Source organism: Methanoculleus chikugoensis (genome assembly GCF_019669965.1).
Taxonomy (GTDB): Archaea; Halobacteriota; Methanomicrobia; order Methanomicrobiales; family Methanoculleaceae; genus Methanoculleus; species Methanoculleus chikugoensis.
In genome coordinates this window covers 613,648-631,202 of the sequence record NZ_AP019781.1, presented here as the reverse complement: position 1 = coordinate 631,202, position 17,555 = coordinate 613,648, and the positions used below count along the sequence as shown (strand labels likewise).

The 17,555-nt window shown below is 64.5% G+C and carries 20 protein-coding genes; 9 read left to right on the top strand and 11 right to left on the bottom strand.

The window, feature by feature from the left end; translation table 11 throughout:
• The first annotated feature begins 49 nt into the window (after nucleotides 1-49).
• Entirely contained in the window at nucleotides 50-1,315 is a 1,266-nt protein-coding gene (locus MchiMG62_RS03290; protein WP_221057870.1) for a hypothetical protein, read from the top strand.
• Here the strand turns inward: MchiMG62_RS03290 and MchiMG62_RS03285 are convergent.
• Nucleotides 1,290-1,556, bottom strand: coding sequence for a hypothetical protein (locus MchiMG62_RS03285; protein ID WP_074370716.1), 267 nt, complete (start codon nucleotides 1,554-1,556; stop codon nucleotides 1,290-1,292). The two genes, MchiMG62_RS03290 and MchiMG62_RS03285, sit on opposite strands and share 26 nt — an antisense overlap.
• Nucleotides 1,557-1,667: 111 nt before the next feature.
• Here MchiMG62_RS03285 and MchiMG62_RS03280 point away from each other — a divergent pair, with 111 nt between their 5' ends.
• Nucleotides 1,668-2,384: a small multi-drug export protein gene (locus tag MchiMG62_RS03280; RefSeq protein ID WP_221057869.1), complete on the top strand. Its 717-nt coding sequence runs from the start codon at nucleotides 1,668-1,670 to the stop codon at nucleotides 2,382-2,384.
• Between the two features lie 77 nt (nucleotides 2,385-2,461).
• Nucleotides 2,462-3,304 carry a cache domain-containing protein gene (locus MchiMG62_RS03275; RefSeq protein ID WP_221057868.1) on the top strand — a complete coding sequence of 281 codons (843 nt, stop codon included), beginning with the start codon at nucleotides 2,462-2,464 and terminating at the stop codon, nucleotides 3,302-3,304.
• 168 nt (nucleotides 3,305-3,472) lie between these two features.
• On the opposite strand, the gene MchiMG62_RS03270 is transcribed toward MchiMG62_RS03275, so the two are convergent.
• On the bottom strand, nucleotides 3,473-5,758 hold the full coding sequence (locus MchiMG62_RS03270) for a PAS domain-containing protein (protein WP_221057867.1): 2,286 nt from the start codon (nucleotides 5,756-5,758) through the stop codon (nucleotides 3,473-3,475).
• A gap of 229 nt (nucleotides 5,759-5,987) precedes the next feature.
• Between MchiMG62_RS03270 and MchiMG62_RS03265 the strand changes: the two genes are divergently transcribed.
• The 3 genes from MchiMG62_RS03265 (at nucleotide 5,988) to MchiMG62_RS03255 (ending at nucleotide 8,569) form a co-directional block, all read left to right on the top strand.
• Nucleotides 5,988-6,968, top strand: a complete 981-nt coding sequence (locus MchiMG62_RS03265; protein WP_221057866.1) for a DNA-methyltransferase — start codon at nucleotides 5,988-5,990, stop codon at nucleotides 6,966-6,968.
• Between the two features lie 311 nt (nucleotides 6,969-7,279).
• The gene (locus MchiMG62_RS03260) at nucleotides 7,280-8,203 is read left to right on the top strand and encodes a DNA adenine methylase (RefSeq protein ID WP_221057865.1); all 924 of its coding nucleotides are present in this window, start codon (nucleotides 7,280-7,282) and stop codon (nucleotides 8,201-8,203) included.
• A 51-nt stretch (nucleotides 8,204-8,254) separates the two neighbouring features.
• Nucleotides 8,255-8,569: a transposase gene (locus MchiMG62_RS03255; RefSeq protein ID WP_221057864.1), complete on the top strand. Its 315-nt coding sequence runs from the start codon at nucleotides 8,255-8,257 to the stop codon at nucleotides 8,567-8,569.
• Nucleotides 8,570-8,971: 402 nt separating this feature from the next.
• Here the strand turns inward: MchiMG62_RS03255 and MchiMG62_RS03250 are convergent, their stop codons facing one another.
• The 8 genes from MchiMG62_RS03250 to cbiT are packed head-to-tail and all read right to left on the bottom strand — an operon-like array spanning nucleotide 8,972 to nucleotide 14,642.
• Nucleotides 8,972-9,544 carry a cobalt-precorrin-7 (C(5))-methyltransferase gene (locus MchiMG62_RS03250; protein ID WP_221057863.1) on the bottom strand — a complete coding sequence of 191 codons (573 nt, stop codon included), beginning with the start codon at nucleotides 9,542-9,544 and terminating at the stop codon, nucleotides 8,972-8,974.
• Complete coding sequence (locus tag MchiMG62_RS03245) at nucleotides 9,541-10,554, bottom strand: cobalt-precorrin-5B (C(1))-methyltransferase (RefSeq protein WP_221058614.1); 1,014 nt, start codon at nucleotides 10,552-10,554, stop codon at nucleotides 9,541-9,543. Before MchiMG62_RS03245 ends, MchiMG62_RS03250 begins: the two co-directional genes overlap by 4 nt.
• Nucleotides 10,535-11,215, bottom strand: a complete 681-nt coding sequence (locus MchiMG62_RS03240; protein WP_425331902.1) for a precorrin-8X methylmutase — start codon at nucleotides 11,213-11,215, stop codon at nucleotides 10,535-10,537. Before MchiMG62_RS03240 ends, MchiMG62_RS03245 begins: the two co-directional genes overlap by 20 nt.
• Nucleotides 11,163-11,957: a precorrin-3B C(17)-methyltransferase gene (cobJ, locus tag MchiMG62_RS03235; RefSeq protein ID WP_221057862.1), complete on the bottom strand. Its 795-nt coding sequence runs from the start codon at nucleotides 11,955-11,957 to the stop codon at nucleotides 11,163-11,165. The genes MchiMG62_RS03240 and cobJ overlap by 53 nt, the downstream gene beginning before the upstream one ends.
• A complete protein-coding gene (gene cbiG, locus MchiMG62_RS03230) occupies nucleotides 11,926-12,798 on the bottom strand; it encodes a cobalt-precorrin 5A hydrolase (protein WP_221057861.1) in 873 nt (290 codons plus the stop codon). The genes cobJ and cbiG overlap by 32 nt, the downstream gene beginning before the upstream one ends.
• The gene (locus MchiMG62_RS03225; protein ID WP_221057860.1) at nucleotides 12,795-13,511 is read right to left on the bottom strand and encodes a cobalt-precorrin-4/precorrin-4 C(11)-methyltransferase; all 717 of its coding nucleotides are present in this window, start codon (nucleotides 13,509-13,511) and stop codon (nucleotides 12,795-12,797) included. The genes cbiG and MchiMG62_RS03225 overlap by 4 nt, the downstream gene beginning before the upstream one ends.
• Nucleotides 13,504-14,121 carry a cobalt-factor II C(20)-methyltransferase gene (locus MchiMG62_RS03220; RefSeq protein ID WP_221057859.1) on the bottom strand — a complete coding sequence of 206 codons (618 nt, stop codon included), beginning with the start codon at nucleotides 14,119-14,121 and terminating at the stop codon, nucleotides 13,504-13,506. Before MchiMG62_RS03220 ends, MchiMG62_RS03225 begins: the two co-directional genes overlap by 8 nt.
• Nucleotides 14,112-14,642, bottom strand: a complete 531-nt coding sequence (cbiT, locus tag MchiMG62_RS03215) for a precorrin-6Y C5,15-methyltransferase (decarboxylating) subunit CbiT (RefSeq protein ID WP_244987781.1) — start codon at nucleotides 14,640-14,642, stop codon at nucleotides 14,112-14,114. The genes MchiMG62_RS03220 and cbiT overlap by 10 nt, the downstream gene beginning before the upstream one ends.
• Nucleotides 14,643-14,825: 183 nt before the next feature.
• On the opposite strand from cbiT, the gene MchiMG62_RS03210 reads away from it, so the two are divergent.
• Together MchiMG62_RS03210 and MchiMG62_RS03205 are read left to right on the top strand one after the other, a co-directional pair.
• The gene (locus MchiMG62_RS03210; RefSeq protein WP_048104707.1) at nucleotides 14,826-15,002 is read left to right on the top strand and encodes a 4Fe-4S binding protein; all 177 of its coding nucleotides are present in this window, start codon (nucleotides 14,826-14,828) and stop codon (nucleotides 15,000-15,002) included.
• Nucleotides 14,992-16,188, top strand: a complete 1,197-nt coding sequence (locus MchiMG62_RS03205) for an NAD(P)/FAD-dependent oxidoreductase (protein WP_221057857.1) — start codon at nucleotides 14,992-14,994, stop codon at nucleotides 16,186-16,188. Before MchiMG62_RS03210 ends, MchiMG62_RS03205 begins: the two co-directional genes overlap by 11 nt.
• Here MchiMG62_RS03205 and MchiMG62_RS03200 read toward each other — a convergent pair.
• Nucleotides 16,180-16,845: a potassium channel family protein gene (locus tag MchiMG62_RS03200; RefSeq protein WP_074369834.1), complete on the bottom strand. Its 666-nt coding sequence runs from the start codon at nucleotides 16,843-16,845 to the stop codon at nucleotides 16,180-16,182. The two genes, MchiMG62_RS03205 and MchiMG62_RS03200, sit on opposite strands and share 9 nt — an antisense overlap.
• Before the next feature lie 53 nt (nucleotides 16,846-16,898).
• Here MchiMG62_RS03200 and rnhB point away from each other — a divergent pair, with 53 nt between their 5' ends.
• Entirely contained in the window at nucleotides 16,899-17,528 is a 630-nt protein-coding gene (gene rnhB, locus MchiMG62_RS03195; RefSeq protein ID WP_221057856.1) for a ribonuclease HII, read from the top strand.
• Nucleotides 17,529-17,555: the final 27 nt, after the last annotated feature.

The following is a 17,555-nucleotide window of genomic DNA, read 5'->3' as shown; positions in this document are numbered from 1 at the left end:
CACGGCGGTTAAGTAGCCGGAGGGCGCATAATTCAGCAGGAGGTGACAGATGGAGCCCTCAACGTACACCGGAGAGAACGCTGCCGAAACCAGGGATATGGACGCCGTGGCGCGATTTTATGTCAAATGCGCACTCTGGCTCGGGGTGCACGATCCGGTCTTCGTGGATGCCTATTTCGGCCCGGCGGCGGTGCAGGATGAGGCACTCACGGTTACGGTCCCGCCGGACCGGATCGCCGGGTACGCCGCCGACCTCCTTGCCACCCTGGACGGGATCGATCCCGACCACCTGGAGGAAGCCGGGCGCATGCGCCACACCCACCTCCGGGAGATGATCCGGGCGCTCAAGATCCGTGCCGGAATCCTCGCGGGGGAGAACCTCACCTTCGATGCCGAGACCGAGGCGCTCTACGGGGTCGCGGCGACGGAGGACGACCCTGCCTGGTACAGCGAACTCCATGCAGCGCTCGATGCCCGTCTCCCGGGAGACGGCGACCTTTCCGTCCGCTACCGGGCGTTCATGGACTCGTTCGTCGTCCCGCCCGACCGGCTGGAATCGGTCTTTGCGGCAGCATTTGCCGAAAGTCGTCGCAAAACGGCCGAACGCCTGCCGCTCCCGGCAGGGGAGCGGCTTGAGATCGGCTACGCCGCCGGGGAGCCATGGGAGGCGTTCATCCGCTACCTCGGGAATGGGACGAGCCTCGTCCGGGTGAACGCCGATCTGCCGGTCACCGTCGACCGGGCACTCGCCTACGCCTGTCACGAGGGCTACCCCGGCCGACACACGATGCGGACGATCCGGGAGGCGGCGCTCGTCCGTGCCCGGGGCTGGATCGAGTACTCGGTCGTCACCCTCGCATCGCCGCTCGCGACGGTCGCCGAAGGGGCCGCCGTGCTCGGGGAGGAGATGATCTTTCCCGGCCCCGAGCGCGCGCGGTTCTTCGAGGAGGTTCTCTTCCCCCTGGCCGGGTTCGAGCAGGCGGATGCCGATCTCTTCGATGCCGTCGTTACCGCGTCCACGGCCCTGAACCTCACGGGAAACGCCCGGGTAGCCCGCGGGCATCTCGGCGGCGCCCTGTCGCGGGAGGAGGCGTGCCGGCTCCTCCAGGATGTTCTGCTCCTTGAGGCGGAGGCCGCACAGGTGCGTCTCCGGCTCATCGAGGAGCTCCGGGCGTACCCGGTGGCTCTCGCTCAGGGCTACCGGATCGTCCGGGATTACGTCGGGGGCGGTGCGGACCGGTGGGAACGCTTCGTCCACGCCCTCACCGAACCGGTGCTGCCCGGCGACCTCACCTCGAACGGCAGTCCCGAATGAACGACCGGGCCTCTTCGTCGGTGATCGCGTAGGTCGCCTGGGCGTCGAGCGCGACGACGCGGAGGACCACCGCGACGTCGTCGAGACGCCGCTTGTGGTCGCCGCGAACGTGCTTCCTCACCTCGCGCAGGGTCTCGAGTGCAGTCGCGACGTTCGCAATCGTGCAGAGCGCGCTTTCCCGGGTGCCGGCATCGACAACAGGGAGGGAGCGGGGCGGCCGGGTAACGGGAACAGGGGTCATGCTACCTATCCTTGCGCTCCATGAACTTGAATCTGCTGGAATCTCTGCAGATAACGTATTAACCCCTAAACCCCAATCTGAACTGAGTATCTCCCTGCCGGAGATCGACCCATGAGCGCAGACGATATGACCGATACACCCGGACCGGAGAGCTACAAAGACCTTCTCGCAAACCCCTACCTTGCCGGCTCCATAAAGTTCGTTCTCCCGCTTGCCATCATCCCGGCCGTTTTTGCGGCGCTCTACCTGATCGAGCCCTACCAGCGATTCCTCATCATCTCGGGGCTAATCGTTGCCTACTTTGTCCCCCCTGCCGGGAAGGAGACGATCATCCCGCTCGCGATCCTGGCGGGCTACCCCTGGTGGCTCATCACGGCCGTGATCTTCCTCCTCGACGTGGCCGTCTCACTCTTCGTCGTCTGGAACTTCGACCTGGCGCTGAAGATCCCGCTCATCGGCCGGCTCCTCGAGAGCGGGATGACGATCGGCAGGAACTACACCGAGAGCCAGCCCTGGCTCCGGAAGTTCTCGACGATCGGGCTCATTCTCTTTGTCTTCTTCCCGCTCCAGGGGACCGGGGCGATGAACGGATCGATTCTCGGCCGGCTGCTCGGGCTGGAGAAGGGCAGGGTCTTTGCCTGCGTCTGCACCGGGTCGCTCACCTCCTGCCTCGCCTTTGCCCTCGGCTCCGACATGCTCCTGGACGTCTACCAGCAGAACCCCGCGCTCGGGATCGGCATCCTGGCCGCGATCGTCGTCGCCGTTCTGGCCGGCGTCGTGGGATGGCGGGTGCATAAAAAGCGGCTCCGGGGCAGGACACCCCGGTGACGGCATAGCCAACAACGAAAGTAGTTTCACAGACCTTAAATTTTCCACGATCCTTTTTTCTGTACCGAGTGGTTTTGATGAATTCTCAATCATATCCGTGGATCGTTGCCGCTCTGGCGGTCCTGGTCGCCGTCGGCACCGGTTTTGCTGCGCTGAACCAGCCGACGCCGCCGCCTGTCTCCGTGGCCGAGGAGGATGCCGCGACGCTCCTCATCCACCTGCAGTCCGACATCACGGCGGCGCTCGAGGCCCTGGACAACCGCCTGGCGCATGCCGCGTTCGAACTCGGAAAGACCAATCTCTCCGACGCCGACGCTCACGGAATCCTCGCGAACCTCTCCGCCACCGACCCGTCGATCGTCGACTGCACGGTCAGCGACGCAGAAGGCACGATTCTCGCCGCCGAACCGGCGGCGTACCGCGATATCAAGGGTGCGGAGATCGGTGGCCAGGCCCATATCCGGCACATCCTCGCGACGAAGCGGCCCATCATGAGCGAGGTGATCACGGTCGCGGAAAACATTCCGGCGACGGTCATCGTGGCACCCATCTTCACGAACGAAGGGCTTTTTGCCGGGTTCGCCTCCGTCGTCTTCCGGCCGGAGGCCCTGGTTGCAGGCATCGCCGAACCAGCGGCGAACGGCACCCCGTACCAGGTGATGGTCATCCAGACGGACGGACGGGTGATCTACGACACCGACCCGGCCCAGATCGGGAGGATGACGTTTGAAGACCCGCTCTTCGCCGATTACCCGGACCTGCTCGACGTGGCCCGCCGGGTCGCCGGCGAGCGTTACGGAACTGCGGTCTACGGGTTTGTCGCCGACGGCGGCGAGGCGGTGCAGAAGGAGATTGCCTGGACGACAGCCGGGCTCCACGGGGTAGAGTGGAGAACGGCGGTGATCCGGGAAACCGGGTAAGACGGGCATCGACCGGCTCATCTCATTTCGTGTCCGAGAGAGCGTGCGGCTCCGGGCAGGATCTCGCCTGATTCTCCCGCGCACGCATGACTTCCCCTGCCCCCCCACCGACGCCGCCAGCCGGGCGAGGTTCCGCCGGAACGGAGAACGAGACGAAGACGTGAACGCTCAACGGCCGGAAGGACGGACGGCATCTGTCTCCCGGAGCAAGAAGGAGAATGCCGCTCCCTCTTCCGGATGCCCCGGCACCCGGTCTTCGACCCAGATCCTCCCCCCGTATCGGTCGATGAGGATCTGCACGAGGTACAGCCCGAGCCCCTCGCCCACGCCCCGTTGCTTTCTCTCGTAGCGGTGAAAAATCTCCTCTTTCTGGTCGTCCGGGACGCCCCGACCGGTATCCGCGACCGTCACCAGCACCTCGCCGTTCTGCTCTTCGACCCGGACGGTTACGGCGACGCCGGGGCCGCCGTGCTTGACGGCGTTGCCGATCAGGTTCGTGAAGACCTCGCAGAGGAGACCGTCGGCAACGACCTTGCACGATGCACCCTCGTAACTGATGGGGACGGCCGGGAAGTGGTCGATCTCGGTCCGGATGACCGCATCGAGGTCGGTCGGCCGGAGCGTGGGCGGCCCTGCATGAATCTGCCGGATCTTTGAGACGATGCCGAGGATCTCGATGCTCTTCGTTATGCTCCGCTTCAGGTTCGCCGCGTACCCGGCCGCCTGGCCCTCCACGGAGTCGACAAGCAGTTCAGCATAGAGGTCCGAGACGTTCTCCGTGTTCCCGATATCGTGGGTCAGGATATCGAGGTAGAGGTTCGCCTCCCGGTGAGCGGACCGGAGATCCCGGTGTACCCGGGCGAGCTCCGCCTCGGCCTCCTTTCGTCCGGTGACGTCGCGGACGATGCCGCCCCGGTAGAGCGGCCGGCCGCCGGGATCACGGATCACCATGAGGTGGTCTTCAAGCCAGCGGTACTCCCCGCTTTTCGCCAGAAACCGGTATACGAGGAGACCTCTCGCTGAGGCGGCAGCGGCGTCCAGTTCCGCCTCGACCGACCGCCGGTCGTCGGGATGGATCCGCTCCATGACCTCCTCAAGGCTCATCGCAGCCATCTCCTCCGGGGTGAAGCCAAGGATCTCCCGGATAACCGGACTCATGTAATCGTAGCGGTCGGCCCGGAGGTTGCGCCGGTAGGCCGCGTCGAGCGAGTTCTCGAGAACCGCCCGGAACCGCTCCTCGCTCTCGCGCAGGGCTTCCTCCGCCCGTTTGCGCTCGGAGTCGTCGTAGACGTAACCCTGGGTCTCCAGGAGTTCGCCGTCCGCGTTGAAGCGTCCGACCACGTTCTCTACGACATGGATGCGTGCCCCGTCCCGGCGCTTCCGGACCCTCCCCTCGTTCTCGACCTTCCCGTCCCTCTGCAGGCGTGCGAGGAGCATGCCCCGATCACGGGGATCTTCATAGAGATCCAGAATGTTGGTGTCCAGTGCATCATCTACGGAATCAAACCCGAACATCCTGACGAACGCCGGGTTGCAGGCGATTATCCGGCCATCCGCGACGGTGAGGAAGTCCCCGGTGAGATCGTCTTCGAAGAGCCGCCGGTAACGCTCCTCGCTCTCCCGGAGAGCCTCCTCCACCCGTTTGCGCTCGGTGATGTCGGTGAAGAAGGTTGTAAATCGTCCCCGTTGATGTGAAAACGCGGTGACCTCGAACCATTTCGCAAGAGTCGGCACAGGGTACTGAAACGCCGTAGATTCTCCCGTCAGCGCTACGTTCCCGTAGATTGCAATGATTCCGGCAGCCTCATCCAGGTGGAGAACTTCAGTCACCCGACGATTCGCGACCTCTTCCCATCTAAGCCCGGTAAAGAGTTCAAACGCCCGGTTGACCTCCAGGTAAATGTAGTCAACGGGCTTTCCGGCAGCATCGACAACGACCTCGCAGTGAGCGTAGCCGATGAGCGGGTTGTCGAGCGCCTGGCGGTACCACTCCATGCTCTCCCGGAGAGCCTCCTCCGCCCGTTTGCGCTCCGAATCGTCGTAGATGTAGCCCTGGATCTCGAGTAACTCGCCGCCGGGGCCAAAACGCCCGACCACATTCTCTACGATATGGATGCGGGTTCCGTCCCGGCGCCTCCGTGTCCGACCCACGTTCTCTATCTTTCCTTCCTTCCGGAGGCTTGCGACGACCCGGTCCAGGTCACCAGGATCCTCGAAGAGATCCCGGATATCGGTACCCGGGGCCTCTCCCCTCGAGGCAAAACCGAATATCCTTGCGAACGCCGGGTTGCAGGAGAGTATCCGACCGTCCGGGGCGGCGACAACATCCCCGGTGAGGTCGGCCTCGAAGAGGCGCCGGTAACGCTCCTCGCTCTCCCGGAGCGCGTCCTTTACGGACTGCAGCGCGGCGTTCTCGCGCCGGAGTGTCTCGTTCTCGGCCATGATGGCTGCCATGCGTTCGTGAACCCCCCGATCCGGCGCTACGGTGCGTAACGCACTCTCTGAGTCCTCTGAATGTGCCACGATCCAAACTCCCGGGGCTGCTATATTCCTGGTAGCCAGTTTTTCGTTCGTGTGAACCGTCTTAATGCTACCTCCCGGCAACAGGGAGAGAGACGGGGCCATAACGAGTATCTTATGCTCGCACGACCAACGTGAATACGTTGTAGCCTGCGGGGAAAACATGAGATTCGAGGAGATCAACGGCAACGTCTTCTACAACGGCGACTGCATCGCGGGGACAAGAGCGCATATCCCCGACGACTCGGTCGACCTGATCGTCACCGACCCCCCTTACGGCATCAACGGCGACCGGTTGCACCAGCACTACAACCGTGACGAGGCGTTCGTCGTCGACGGCTACATCGAGGTTCCCGCATCCGATTACGGGGAGTTCAGCAATAACTGGATACGGGAAGCCGAACGGATACTAAGGCCGGGCGGGTCGATCTACATCGTCTCGGGCTACACGAACCTCTACCACATCCTCCACGCACTGCGCGGGACGCACCTTCGCGAGGTCAACCATATCATATGGCGCTACAACTTCGGCGTCTACACGAGCAGAAAGTACGTCTCCTCCCACTACCACATCCTCTTCTACGAAAAACCGGGCGGCGAGCGGACGTTCAACCTGGAGTCGCGCTACGGGGCCGGGGAGAAGGGGCCGGAGAACGGGTCGCTGAACTACCGCGACCGCGAAGACGTCTGGTGCATCAACCGCGAGTACAAACCGGGGCAGGCGAAGAACAAGAACGAACTACCGACGGAGCTGCTCGTAAAGATACTCCAGTACAGCAGCAACGAGGGCGATCTCGTCTGCGACATGTTCCTCGGCGGATTTACGACGGCAAAGGCGGCCGTCGGCCTCAACCGCCGGGCAACCGGGTTCGAGGCCTCAAAGCAGGTCTTCGACCTGAAGATCGCGGAACTGCGGGATGTCACGCCGGGCAGTCTGCTCCCCACGCTCCGGACACCGCGAACCGGGGAGCCGGCGAACCGGGGCAAACCCTGGACGGACGCCGACCGCGAGACCCTCGTCTCCCGGTTCACCGCGCTCATCGAGTCCGGCGAGACGAAGAAGAGGGCGGTCGAGATCCTGGGAGGAGAACTCGGCCGGGGCCGGTGGGCGATCGAAAAGATGCTGAAAAAACAGCGCGGTTGAAATGCTTTCCACAATCTCTGGATACTACCCGATTTCCAATAGAAGTCAGTGATGTGGCCTCACGCGAAGACGCGAAGAACGCGAAGGAGTCCATCAGTACCCATCCAGACTTCGCGTTCTTCGCGTGAATCGGTGATGCATAGATAATCTGGAGGTGATTCGTCCTCTGAGGGAGAGGTTCAACAAAGCCCAAAAGCAGGGCGTTCGGACGGGCGGTAAGTAGCGGCTGAAACCGATGCGCGAGACGGACAACGCTAATGCCCTTCGAGGCCAACCTCTCTTCCAGCATTCATCCCGATGAGAAGAGACCGATGGCGACAACCACCGCACGACCGTTCCTCAAGTGGGCAGGCGGCAAGACGCAACTGCTCGATGCGTTCACCGCGAGAGTTCCGCGGGAACTCGCCGAGGGAACCCTTCCGGTCTTCGTCGAACCGTTCATGGGCGGCGGGGCGGTCTACTTTCACTTCAACAGCACCTTTGCGTTCAGGGAGTGCCACCTCTTCGACATCAACGAGGACCTCGTCCTCGCCTATACCGTCGTGAAGAACGACGTCTCCGCTCTCATCGACTACCTCCGCGGCGTCGAGGACGAGTTTCTCTCGAAAGACGATGCCGGGCGGAGAGATTACTACTACGCTGTCAGGGAGGCGTTCAACCGCGAGAAGAAGGAGATCGACTTTGCCGGGTACGGCGACGCGTGGGTCGAACGGGCGGGACGGTTCATCTTCCTCAACAGGACGTGCTTCAACGGCCTCTACCGGGTGAACTCCCGGGGCGGATTCAACGTCCCGTTCGGCAGGTACAAAACGCCGAAGATCCTGCACGAAGAGGTTCTTCTGACCGACTCGCTCGCGTTCCGGAACACGACCATCCATCTCGGCGACTTCACGCAGGCGGAGCCGTATATCTCAAAAGACTCCTTCGTCTACTTCGATCCGCCCTACCGGCCGCTGAACCAAACGTCGTCGTTCACGCAGTACTCGAAGAACAGGTTCTCCGACGAGGAGCAGAGGCGCCTGGGGGCATTCTACGCACGCTGCGACGCAAAGGGGGCGAGACTGATGCTGAGCAACTCCGATCCGAGAAACGCCGACCCGGATGACGCATTCTTCGACGATCTCTACGCCGGGTACCGTATCGACCGGGTTCCGGCAAGGAGGGCGATCAACTGCGACGGGTCGAAACGGGGAGAGGTCCGCGAGATCATCGTCATGAACTACGAATCCGCGTGAGCCCTTGAGGCGTCCCAAAACTATAAGGCTTCGCCGGGGTATGCGGCGCTCATGACATTTCGGGAGATCGACGACGACCTCTGGGAGATCGTCAAAAGACACCTCCCGCCCCAGAAACCTCATATCGGGAGACCAAGGCGCGATCCCCGGAACCTCTTCAACGGGATTCTCTACGTTCTCACCACCGGGTGCGCCTGGAGCGACGTCCCGGCGAGGTACGGGACGAAATCGACGGTGCACCGCTACCACCTCGAACTCTGCAGGCGGGGGGCGTACCAGGCGATCCTTCTCGATCTCCTCCGCTCGGGCTACGAGTTCCGGAAGAAAGAGAGCGCCGCGGCGGATCTCGCGGCTCCCACAGTGTAGATCATGTAGTTCCAGCCACCCGCGGAATAGCGTGACGTTCAGTATTCCACCGATCTCTTCGCATTCTTCGCGGCTCGAAGCCTGATGGCTTCTCACGCTCCTGCCTTTCGGCCTGTCGTCCTTCGCGGCTTCGCGCTCTTCGCGTGAGATCTCGCCACTGCGCCTACCGTCACCTCACACGAAGAACGACTTCCCCCGCTGGGGAAGGAGTTGGAGCACCGAAGGTGCGAGCCGCGAAGAACGCGAACTCCGGTGGCCGGGTGTTATCAACTCCTCGGTACCGAATTGTACGAAGCCGCATTGCTCAGTGTCGGGCACCGAAATTAGCGAATTACTGAGACTTCAAATCCGGAAGGGGATGCATCCCCTATCCTCTGGTGATGTATCCGGATCGGACGCCTTCTAAAACTCCCCCGCCACCACCACGAAGAGATCGCCCCGCGGCACCGGGGGCTCTGCTGCCGTCCCGACGGCGATCCGTTCAGTTGGGTAGCCGAGATCCTCGCAGACGGCAAGCCGGGTCTCCGGCGGGAGGGCTGCCGCGAGCGCCCCGACGTCGAAGGCCGGGTCGGCGACGAGGAAGACGACCCGGCCCCGGGCGACCTCCTCCCGCGCCTCCGCTATCGCCCGGGCGTGATCCTTCCCGTGGGCGGAGACGACCGCGGCCCGCGCCAGCGGAACCTTCAGGCGGGCGAACGCGACCTGGAGCGAGGAGATCCCGGGGACGACCTCGCCCGGAAGGTAGCCGAGCCCTGCAAGCATCGGATCCCCGGTCGAGAGGACGACAGCATGGGCCGGGAGGGAGCGGAGGCTCCGGTAATCCTCGATCTCGTGCACCTCAGATCCCGGCGCGATGGCGTCGCGGGCAAGGGCGATCGCCCGGGCCGAGCCGTAAACGAGCGATGCGCCCGCGATGACGGTCGCTGCCTCCGGGGTCAGCATACCGGGGCCGCAGCCCACCCCGACGATCTTCACGGCGACTCCCCGATGATCCGGCCGTCGCGGTCGACGATCACGACCCGGACGCGGGGGTAGCGGGACTGGAAGGCCACAAGCTCCCGGCGAACCGTCTCCTCCCAGAGCGGGGTCGCCGAGAGTTCCTCCACCGTCGCGCACCCTGTGCCCTCGAGGACATCGGGGTTGATGAACTTCAGGATCAGGCCGGGCAGCCCGCAGATCACGGTATCGTCACCGGCCGCCCGGAGCGCCTCCTCAAGGTTGTTCCCGGCCAGGATCGCCTCGTGCTCCGGGAAGAGGAGACGGGAGTAACGCAGGCCGAGCCTGCCGGTCGTCAGCACGACCGCTCCGGGAGCGTGGGCGATCCGGTCGACCACCCCCTCCGTCACGTGATCGTCCCAGGGCTCCACGAACCCGGTCGTCCCGAGGACGGATATCCCCGCATGTACCCCTACCCGGGGATTCAGCGTCTTCTGCGCCACCTCCGCCCCCCGGGGGATGGTGAGGATGACCGTGACCCCGCCGAGATCCGCCTCCTCCACCGCCTCGTCGATGGAGCGCCGGATGCAGTCGAGCGCCGGAGCGCTTATCGCGGCCGTCCCCTGCCGGTGGCGGGGTGTGTCGCGGGAGAAACTCCCGATGCCCTCGCCGGGGACGAACTGAACTCCGCCCGAGAGGGAGGGGGCCGCCATCGCCACGAACTCAAGTCCCCCTGTTACGTCGGTGGCGTAGTCCCCGGCGTCCTTCAGGCAGGACGCCCGCCCGCGGTAGCCGTCGACCGGGAGCCGGACCGCGATGCCGCAGGGGAGGGTGACGTCCACCTCTCGAACGGTCTCGCAGGCGAGCGAGAGGATCGCAGCCTTGCAGGCCGCGGCTGCCGTCGTCCCGGTCGTGAACCCCCGGCGGAGAACCGATCCGGACGCGGTCAGGACCGCAACGCCCCGCCGGACGTCGTCGAGAAGGTCCGGGGAGCGGCAGGCCGCCACCCATGCCGCGGGGTATTCGAAGTCAGTAACCGGGTCCCGCATGACCTCCACGCTCAGCATGAATCGTGATGATCTCGTTTGTCGCCGCCACCGCGACCGGCGTCCCGCCCCGGGTACCGGCGTTCGAGACCGACGGCACGTCAAGGGCGCGGAGCGCTTCCTTCGATTCCGCGGCGTTCACGAACCCCACCGGGGTCCCGACGACCAGCGCCGGCCGGACTCCTTCCCGGATCATCTCGCAGACGACGAGAAGCGCCGAAGGAGCGTTCCCGATCACTACGATCGCCCCATCCAGCCGGTCGCGCAGGGCGAGAAATCCCGCCGACGTCCGGGTGATCCCGCGCTCGCGGGCGATATCCTCGCCGTAGTCGAGGGCGCAGACGATCTCACTTGCGTGCCCGCGTTTCAGGATGCCCGCCTGCACCATCCGGATATCGACGACGATCGGTGCCCGGCAGGCAAGCGCGGCAACCCCGGACTCGACCGGGTCGCCGGCAAAGCGCATGAGATCGGCCATCGCAAAGTCGCCGACCGCGACCGAGCACCGTTGCCGGATCCGGTCTTCGAGGGTGACGTTCCCCACCCGCTCCCGGGCCAGGTTCCGGCTCGCGCTCGCTATCGCGTAGGCCTCCGGCGTGACCGCCGCAAGGTCAGTATACGTACTTCCGGTGATATCCCCGGGGCGTGATGATTCCTCTCGCACCATGCTCATCCCTCCAGATCCTCGTCTCTTCTCCGCCGATAAAAACGATCGAATGCATGTCCACGAAGGCGAAGTGGTCGTCAAACTCCCCAAGCGCCGTGATCAGCCGTTCCTCTCCTTTCCGGTAGGCGTTTTTGATCACCCCGACCGGCGTCGTCTCCGGGAGGTGGCGCCGGGCGATCGCGACCGCCGCATCAAGGTTGTGCGGCCTCCCCCGTGATCTCGGGTTATAGAGGACGACTGGTACCCGCATCCGGAACGCGAGATCGAGCCTCCGCTCGATCTCCTCCCAGGGGGTCAGGAGATCCGAGAGGCTCATCGTGACGTAGTCGCCCGAGAGCGGTGAACCGAGCCGTGCCGCCGCCGAGACCGCGGCCGTAATCCCGGGGACGACCTCGACCGCGACCGTCGAGCCCGACCGTTCCGCCACCTCGAGCACGATGCTCGCCATCCCGTAGACCCCGGCGTCCCCGCCGCTCACCATCGCGACGACACGGTCGCGTGCGAGGTCGAGCGCGCGTGAAGCCCGGTCGACCTCCTTGCCCATGCTGCTCCGGACGACCTCTTTTCCGGCGAGCATCGGCTCGACGAGATCGAGGTAGAACCCGTTTCCGATGACGCAGTCTGCCTCGCCGAGGGCTTTTAAGGCGCGGGGCGTCATCTGCAGCAGGTCGCCGGGACCGGTGCCGACGATGTAGAGTCTTCCTCCGCTATCGTGCGATTGCAACCGTGACACCACCATACGTCTGTTTGACAAGAACCAGTTCTTTTCGCTTCGCGATCGCGAGAGCCGCGGGTTCCGCGACCCCGGCGAGCCCTATGAGGGAGGCACGCGAGGGCGACGGCGCCTCCTCTGCGTTCAACGTAGCATCATCTAAGAAGACAAGGTTGCCGCCGAGATCCGCGACGGCATCGATGAGCCCCGCTTCCGTGCGCTTCTTTGCGGTCGTCGCGTAGACGAGCACCTCACCGGGCGCGATCCCCGCAACTCCGAGCGCCTGCCGGACGGCAGCCGTCACCCCGGCCGCGCCGATGCCCCTCCGGCACCCGACGCCGACGACGTACTCGCCCTTCCGGACGAGGAGGGAGACACCCGGGCCCGCGACGACGATCCCGGGGCCGGTGACGGCGTAGAGGGGCACGTCGGCGTCAAGCATCGCGGCGTTCACCGCCCGGGTGGAGTCGCGGTTCACGACATCGCAGCCAGTGCGGACGGCGATCCCCTCGACCGACTCCCGACCCCGGGTCTCGGTCGCGGTTGTGATCACTGGCTCGATCCCGAGAGCGGCAAGTTCCCGGGCAAGGTCGTTTCCGCCGTGGTGTCCGCCGACGACCGGGACGGCGTAGCGGAGATCCGGCCCGACCACCACCACCGCCGGGTCGCGCCACTTATCGGTGAGGAGGGGCGCGATCCCCCGGACGGCGATCCCGGCCGACATCAGGGCGACGATCCGGTCGTAGCCGGAAAACGCCGCCCGGAAAGCGTCCGGGCCGAAAGGAAGGACTTCGGCACCAAGAGCGTCCGCGATCCGGCGGGCTTCGGGGAGGAACCGCTCGAGGGCGATCACGACAGTCCCGGTCATGAGTAGAGGACCGACCTCCCGTAACCCGATGCCGCCCCTTCGACGGCCTTCCCGATGACGATCAGCGCCGTCCTCTCGATCCCGGCAGCTCGGGCCTTCGCCGCGATATCGGCCACCGTCCCCCGGACGACCTTCTGGTCGGGCCAGGAGGCGTGGTAGACGACCGCCGCCGGGGTCTCGGGCGGGCACTCCACCCGGGCGAGGACCTCCTCCATCCGCTCGGTCCCGAGGAAGACCACCATCGTCTGCCCGAGACGGGAGAACTCGGGGATCAGGTCGGTCTCAAGCGTCGCCCCCGCCGGACGGGTAACGACCAGGCTCTCGGAGACGTCACGGAGGGTGAACTGGGTCTTCAAGGCCGCCGCGGCCGCAAAGAGCGACGAGACTCCCGGGACGATCTCGGCCTCGATCCCGCGTCGTTCGAGTTCCGCCATCTGCTCGACGATCGCGCCGTAAAGCGCCGGGTCGCCGGAGTGGAGCCGGACGACGAGTTTTCCGGCCCGGACGTGCTCCTCGACGGCGTCCACGATCTCGGGGAGCGTCATCCCCCAGCTGTCGAGTTTCACACCCGCGCCCGACTCCGCAACAAGCGCCGGGTTCACGAGCGAACCCGCGTAGATGAGGACGTCCGCCCGCCGGAGAAGATCCATCCCCCGGACAGTGATGAGATCGGGCGCCCCCGGCCCCGCGCCAACGATGTAGAACTTATGCATGCGGCCGCCTCGCGAAGAGGATCGAGAAGTAGTCGCTCTTCTCGGGAAGTTCGTCCCCCTGGTAAACCCGCTGCTCCGGCATGAACATCCGCTCGACGAGGACGAACTCCGAGTAGCCCTCCTTCGAGAGGGAGGCCGCGAGCGCCGCCGGCCGCCGGACCTTCATGAAGATCCGCGACTCCGGCCCGTTCCCGTCCGAGACAAGAAACCCGCCGGCCACCGGGACGTTCGCTACCGACGCGAACGCGGTGATGGAGCTGATCCCGGGCTCGGTTGCGAACGTAATCTCGGGATACCGCGTTGCAATCACCTCGCAGAGCCGTGAAAAGGTCGAGTAGAAGTTCGGGTCGCCGATGATCCCGAATACCGCAAGACCGTCTTTCGCGTGCGGCGCAATCCGGTCGGCGTTCTCCCCCATGCACGTTCGGATGTAGTCCTCGTCGTTCGTCATCGGGAAGTTGAGGACGACAGCATCGGGGCGGTAGAGTTTTACCAAGTCGTAGGCAAGGTTTCCGGGGACAAAGACCGCCGACGCCTCCCCGAGAAGTCTGACCGCCCGCAGGGTCAGGAGTTCCGGGTCGCCGGGGCCGAGCCCCACGCCTACGAGCATCCGGCACCCCCGACAACGATGTAGACGGGATTGATGGGTTTGAACATCACTCCGCCGGCGATCCCGGCCGACCGCGAGACCTGGAGGTGGACGGCCTCGACGAAGATCCCGAGGCGCTGCATGCTTGCTATCGCCTCCCAAAGCGTCCCAACCATCACCGCATTCACGACGATCCTCCCCCGAACCTGATCGGCGAGGAGATCGAGAACCTCCGGCAGGCGGCGGGACCCCCCAACGAAGGCGGCGTCGAGTCGCCCCAGCCCCGAGAGGAGATCCGCCGCGTCTCCCTCGAAGAACTCGATGTTGCCTCTGCCGGAGCGAGCCGCCTCGGCCCGGGCATACGCGACCGCCTCCGATCGGCGGTCGATCGCGTAGACCCGCTCCGCCGTCTCCGATAGAGCGACAGCGATCTTTCCCGTCCCGCATCCGACATCAACCACCCGGTCGCCCGGACGGATGCCGAGTTTTGCGAGCGAGACGGCCATGACCTCGTCCTGTGTCGGCCCACCCTTCAATCCCATAACGTTCACGTTATCCAGATAAATTTGTGTTAACATCTATTAAATAGCGTAGTGACCGCCGCACCGCCCGGGGCGGGCCGGGACGACGGGGCACCGATCCGGCATCAGGAGCAGAGATTCAGGTACTGCAACTTGTACGAGGAGCATAAAGGTTTTTGCGGGACAGACGACAATATGAGTACAATGCTCAGGATAAACCGAGACAAGTGTGGATACTGCGGCACCTGCGTCGCAGTCTGTCCCGAGGATGCGCTCGAGCTGATCGACGCGTATCTCAGCCTTGAGCGGGAGTGCATCGCCTGCGGTATCTGCGCACGGGCGTGCCCGCTCGGAGCACTGGAGGTCGTCCATGAAGAGTAACTACGATATCCTCGTCATCGGGGGCGGGCCTGCCGGCGCTCTTGCGGCGAAGACGGCAGCAGAAGCCGGAAACTCGGTCTGCCTCATCGAGAAGCGCTCCGCCATCGGCACGCCCGTCCGGTGTGCAGAGGGGATCGGCAAAGAACTCTTAAAAGAGTTCGTCAAGCCCGACCCGCGCTGGATAGCCGCCGATATCGAGCGGGCACGACTCATTGCGCCGAACGGCACCACCATCAGCCTCGAACAGGATAAGGCAGGAAACGAGGTCGGCTACGTCCTCGACAGGAAGGTCTTCGACCGGGAACTCGTCTGGCAGGCGGCCGAGGCCGGGGCGGACGTGGTCGTCAAGACCCGGGCGACCGAGCCGATCATGGAGAACGGGGCGGTCCGGGGCGCAAAGGTGCTCTCGGCAGGCATGCCCGCCGATATCCGGGCCGAAGTGGTCATCGCCGCCGACGGCACGGAAGCGCAGTTCGCCCGCCGGGCCGGGCTCGATACCGTCGTCCCTCTCCGGGAGATGATGAGCTGCGCCCAGTACCTGATGACCGATATCGATATCGACGCAGGCTCGACGGATTTCTACCTGGGCAACGATATTGCGCCCGAAGGCTACCTCTGGGTCTTCCCGAAGGGCGACCGGACGGCAAACGTCGGGATCGGCATCTCCGGCCGCAAAAGCCGGGACGGATCCCGGGCGAAGGACTACCTGGATCGGTTTGTCGCAAAGAACTTCCCGAACGGTAAGACGATCGAGGCGATCGCGGGCGGTGTCCCGGTCTGCCGGCCGCTCGCCTGCACGGTCGCCGATGGGCTCATGGTCGCCGGGGACGCGGCGAGGGTCGTCGATCCCATCACCGGCGGCGGGATAGGGAACGCCATGTATACCGGACGGCTCGCCGCTCAGGTTGCCTTAAGATGCATCGAAGCGGGCAACTGCTCGAAGGAGGCGCTGATGCCTTACGATGCGGAGTGGCGGGCATCAAAAATGGGCGCAGGCATCGAGCGGAACTACAAGGTCAAGGAGTACTTCGTCACCCTCGACGATGCGAAACTCAACACCCTCGCGGAATCGATCGCCAATATCAGCCTCAAAGAGTTCTCGGTCCGAGCTCTCATCATGGAACTGATCACGCGGAACCCGAAGCTGCTCCTCGAACTCAAAGCACTGAAAGATGCGCTATCCTGAGCGTATTAGCTGCTTGTTGAGGGTCTTTAAGGTCTCTGCTTCCGCTTCTTTTTTCGTGAAGACCGTGATGACGTCGCCCGGCCGGATACGGACGGTGCCGCTCGGGATGATCAGGTCGCCTCCCGCACGCCGGATGGCGATGAAGACAAAGTCCCGGACCTCGAGTTCGCGGATCTCGTGATCGACGATCGGTGCACCCTCGTCGGCGACGATCTCGAAGATGGTGCCGCCGGGGATCGAGGCGACCTGCTGGAGGTTCGGGCTCTTCGTCCAGTAGTAGAGACGGGTCGCCACCAGCTCGTCGGGATTCTCGCTGATCCGGACGCCGACCTCGTTGAAGAGATCGGAGTGCTCCTTCTGGTTGACGATCGAGACGACGTTGCCGACGTCGTAACGTTTCGCGAGCCAGCAGGTCATCAGGTTCACCGCATCGTCGCTCGTCGTGGCGACCAGGGCATCGGCCCGGTCGATCCCCGCGTCCTCGAGCACCGATTTGTCGGTCGCGTTTCCGGTGATGGCGAGAACGTCGTAGTGCTCCAGGATATCGCTCGCACGTTCCTCGTCCTGGTCGATCACCACCACGGAGTCGCCGGCATTCACGGCGATCGCAGTCAGATTCCGGCCGATTCCGCCAAGGCCGACGATGATGGTGTACATCCATCTGGATTCAACCGCCAGCATTGAAATACCTTGCGAATAAACCACCTTATGTGATCTGCGGGGTGGACGAAGCGGGGAAAGGCTCGGTTCTCGGCCCAATGGTCGTCGCCGCCGTCGGGTGCCGCGAGATCGAGGATCTTGCGGATCTTCCCATCCGGGACTCGAAGGCGCTCCGGCCGAAGCAGCGCGAGGCGCTCTACGAGATCCTCTTCCGCGATTTTTCGATAGCGATCGTCACCATCGATGCCTCCGGGATCGACGATGCCCGGAGCAGGATGAGCATGAACACCTGCGTCGCCGAACTTCACGCCGAAGCGATCAGGGGGCTCCAGCCGGAGTACGCCTATGTGGACGCCTGCGATGTAAACGCGGAACGCTACGGGCAGACGGTCGCGGGGCTTCTCGACTTTCCCTGCAGGATCGTCGCCGAACACCGCGCCGATGCCCGGCACAAGATCGTCGGCGCGGCGAGCGTCGTCGCGAAAGTCACCCGTGACCGGGCGATCCGGGAACTCGAGCAGCAGTACGGAACGATCGGGAGCGGTTACCCCTCCGACACCGTGACCATCGAGTTCCTCCGGGGCTACATCCGGGATCACGGGAGCCCGCCGCCCTGCGCCCGCCGGAGCTGGAAGACGGTCACGAACCTCTGTCAGACAACAATGCAGGATTTTGCCTGACCAAGAATTTATGCCTCCCGCGCCCTA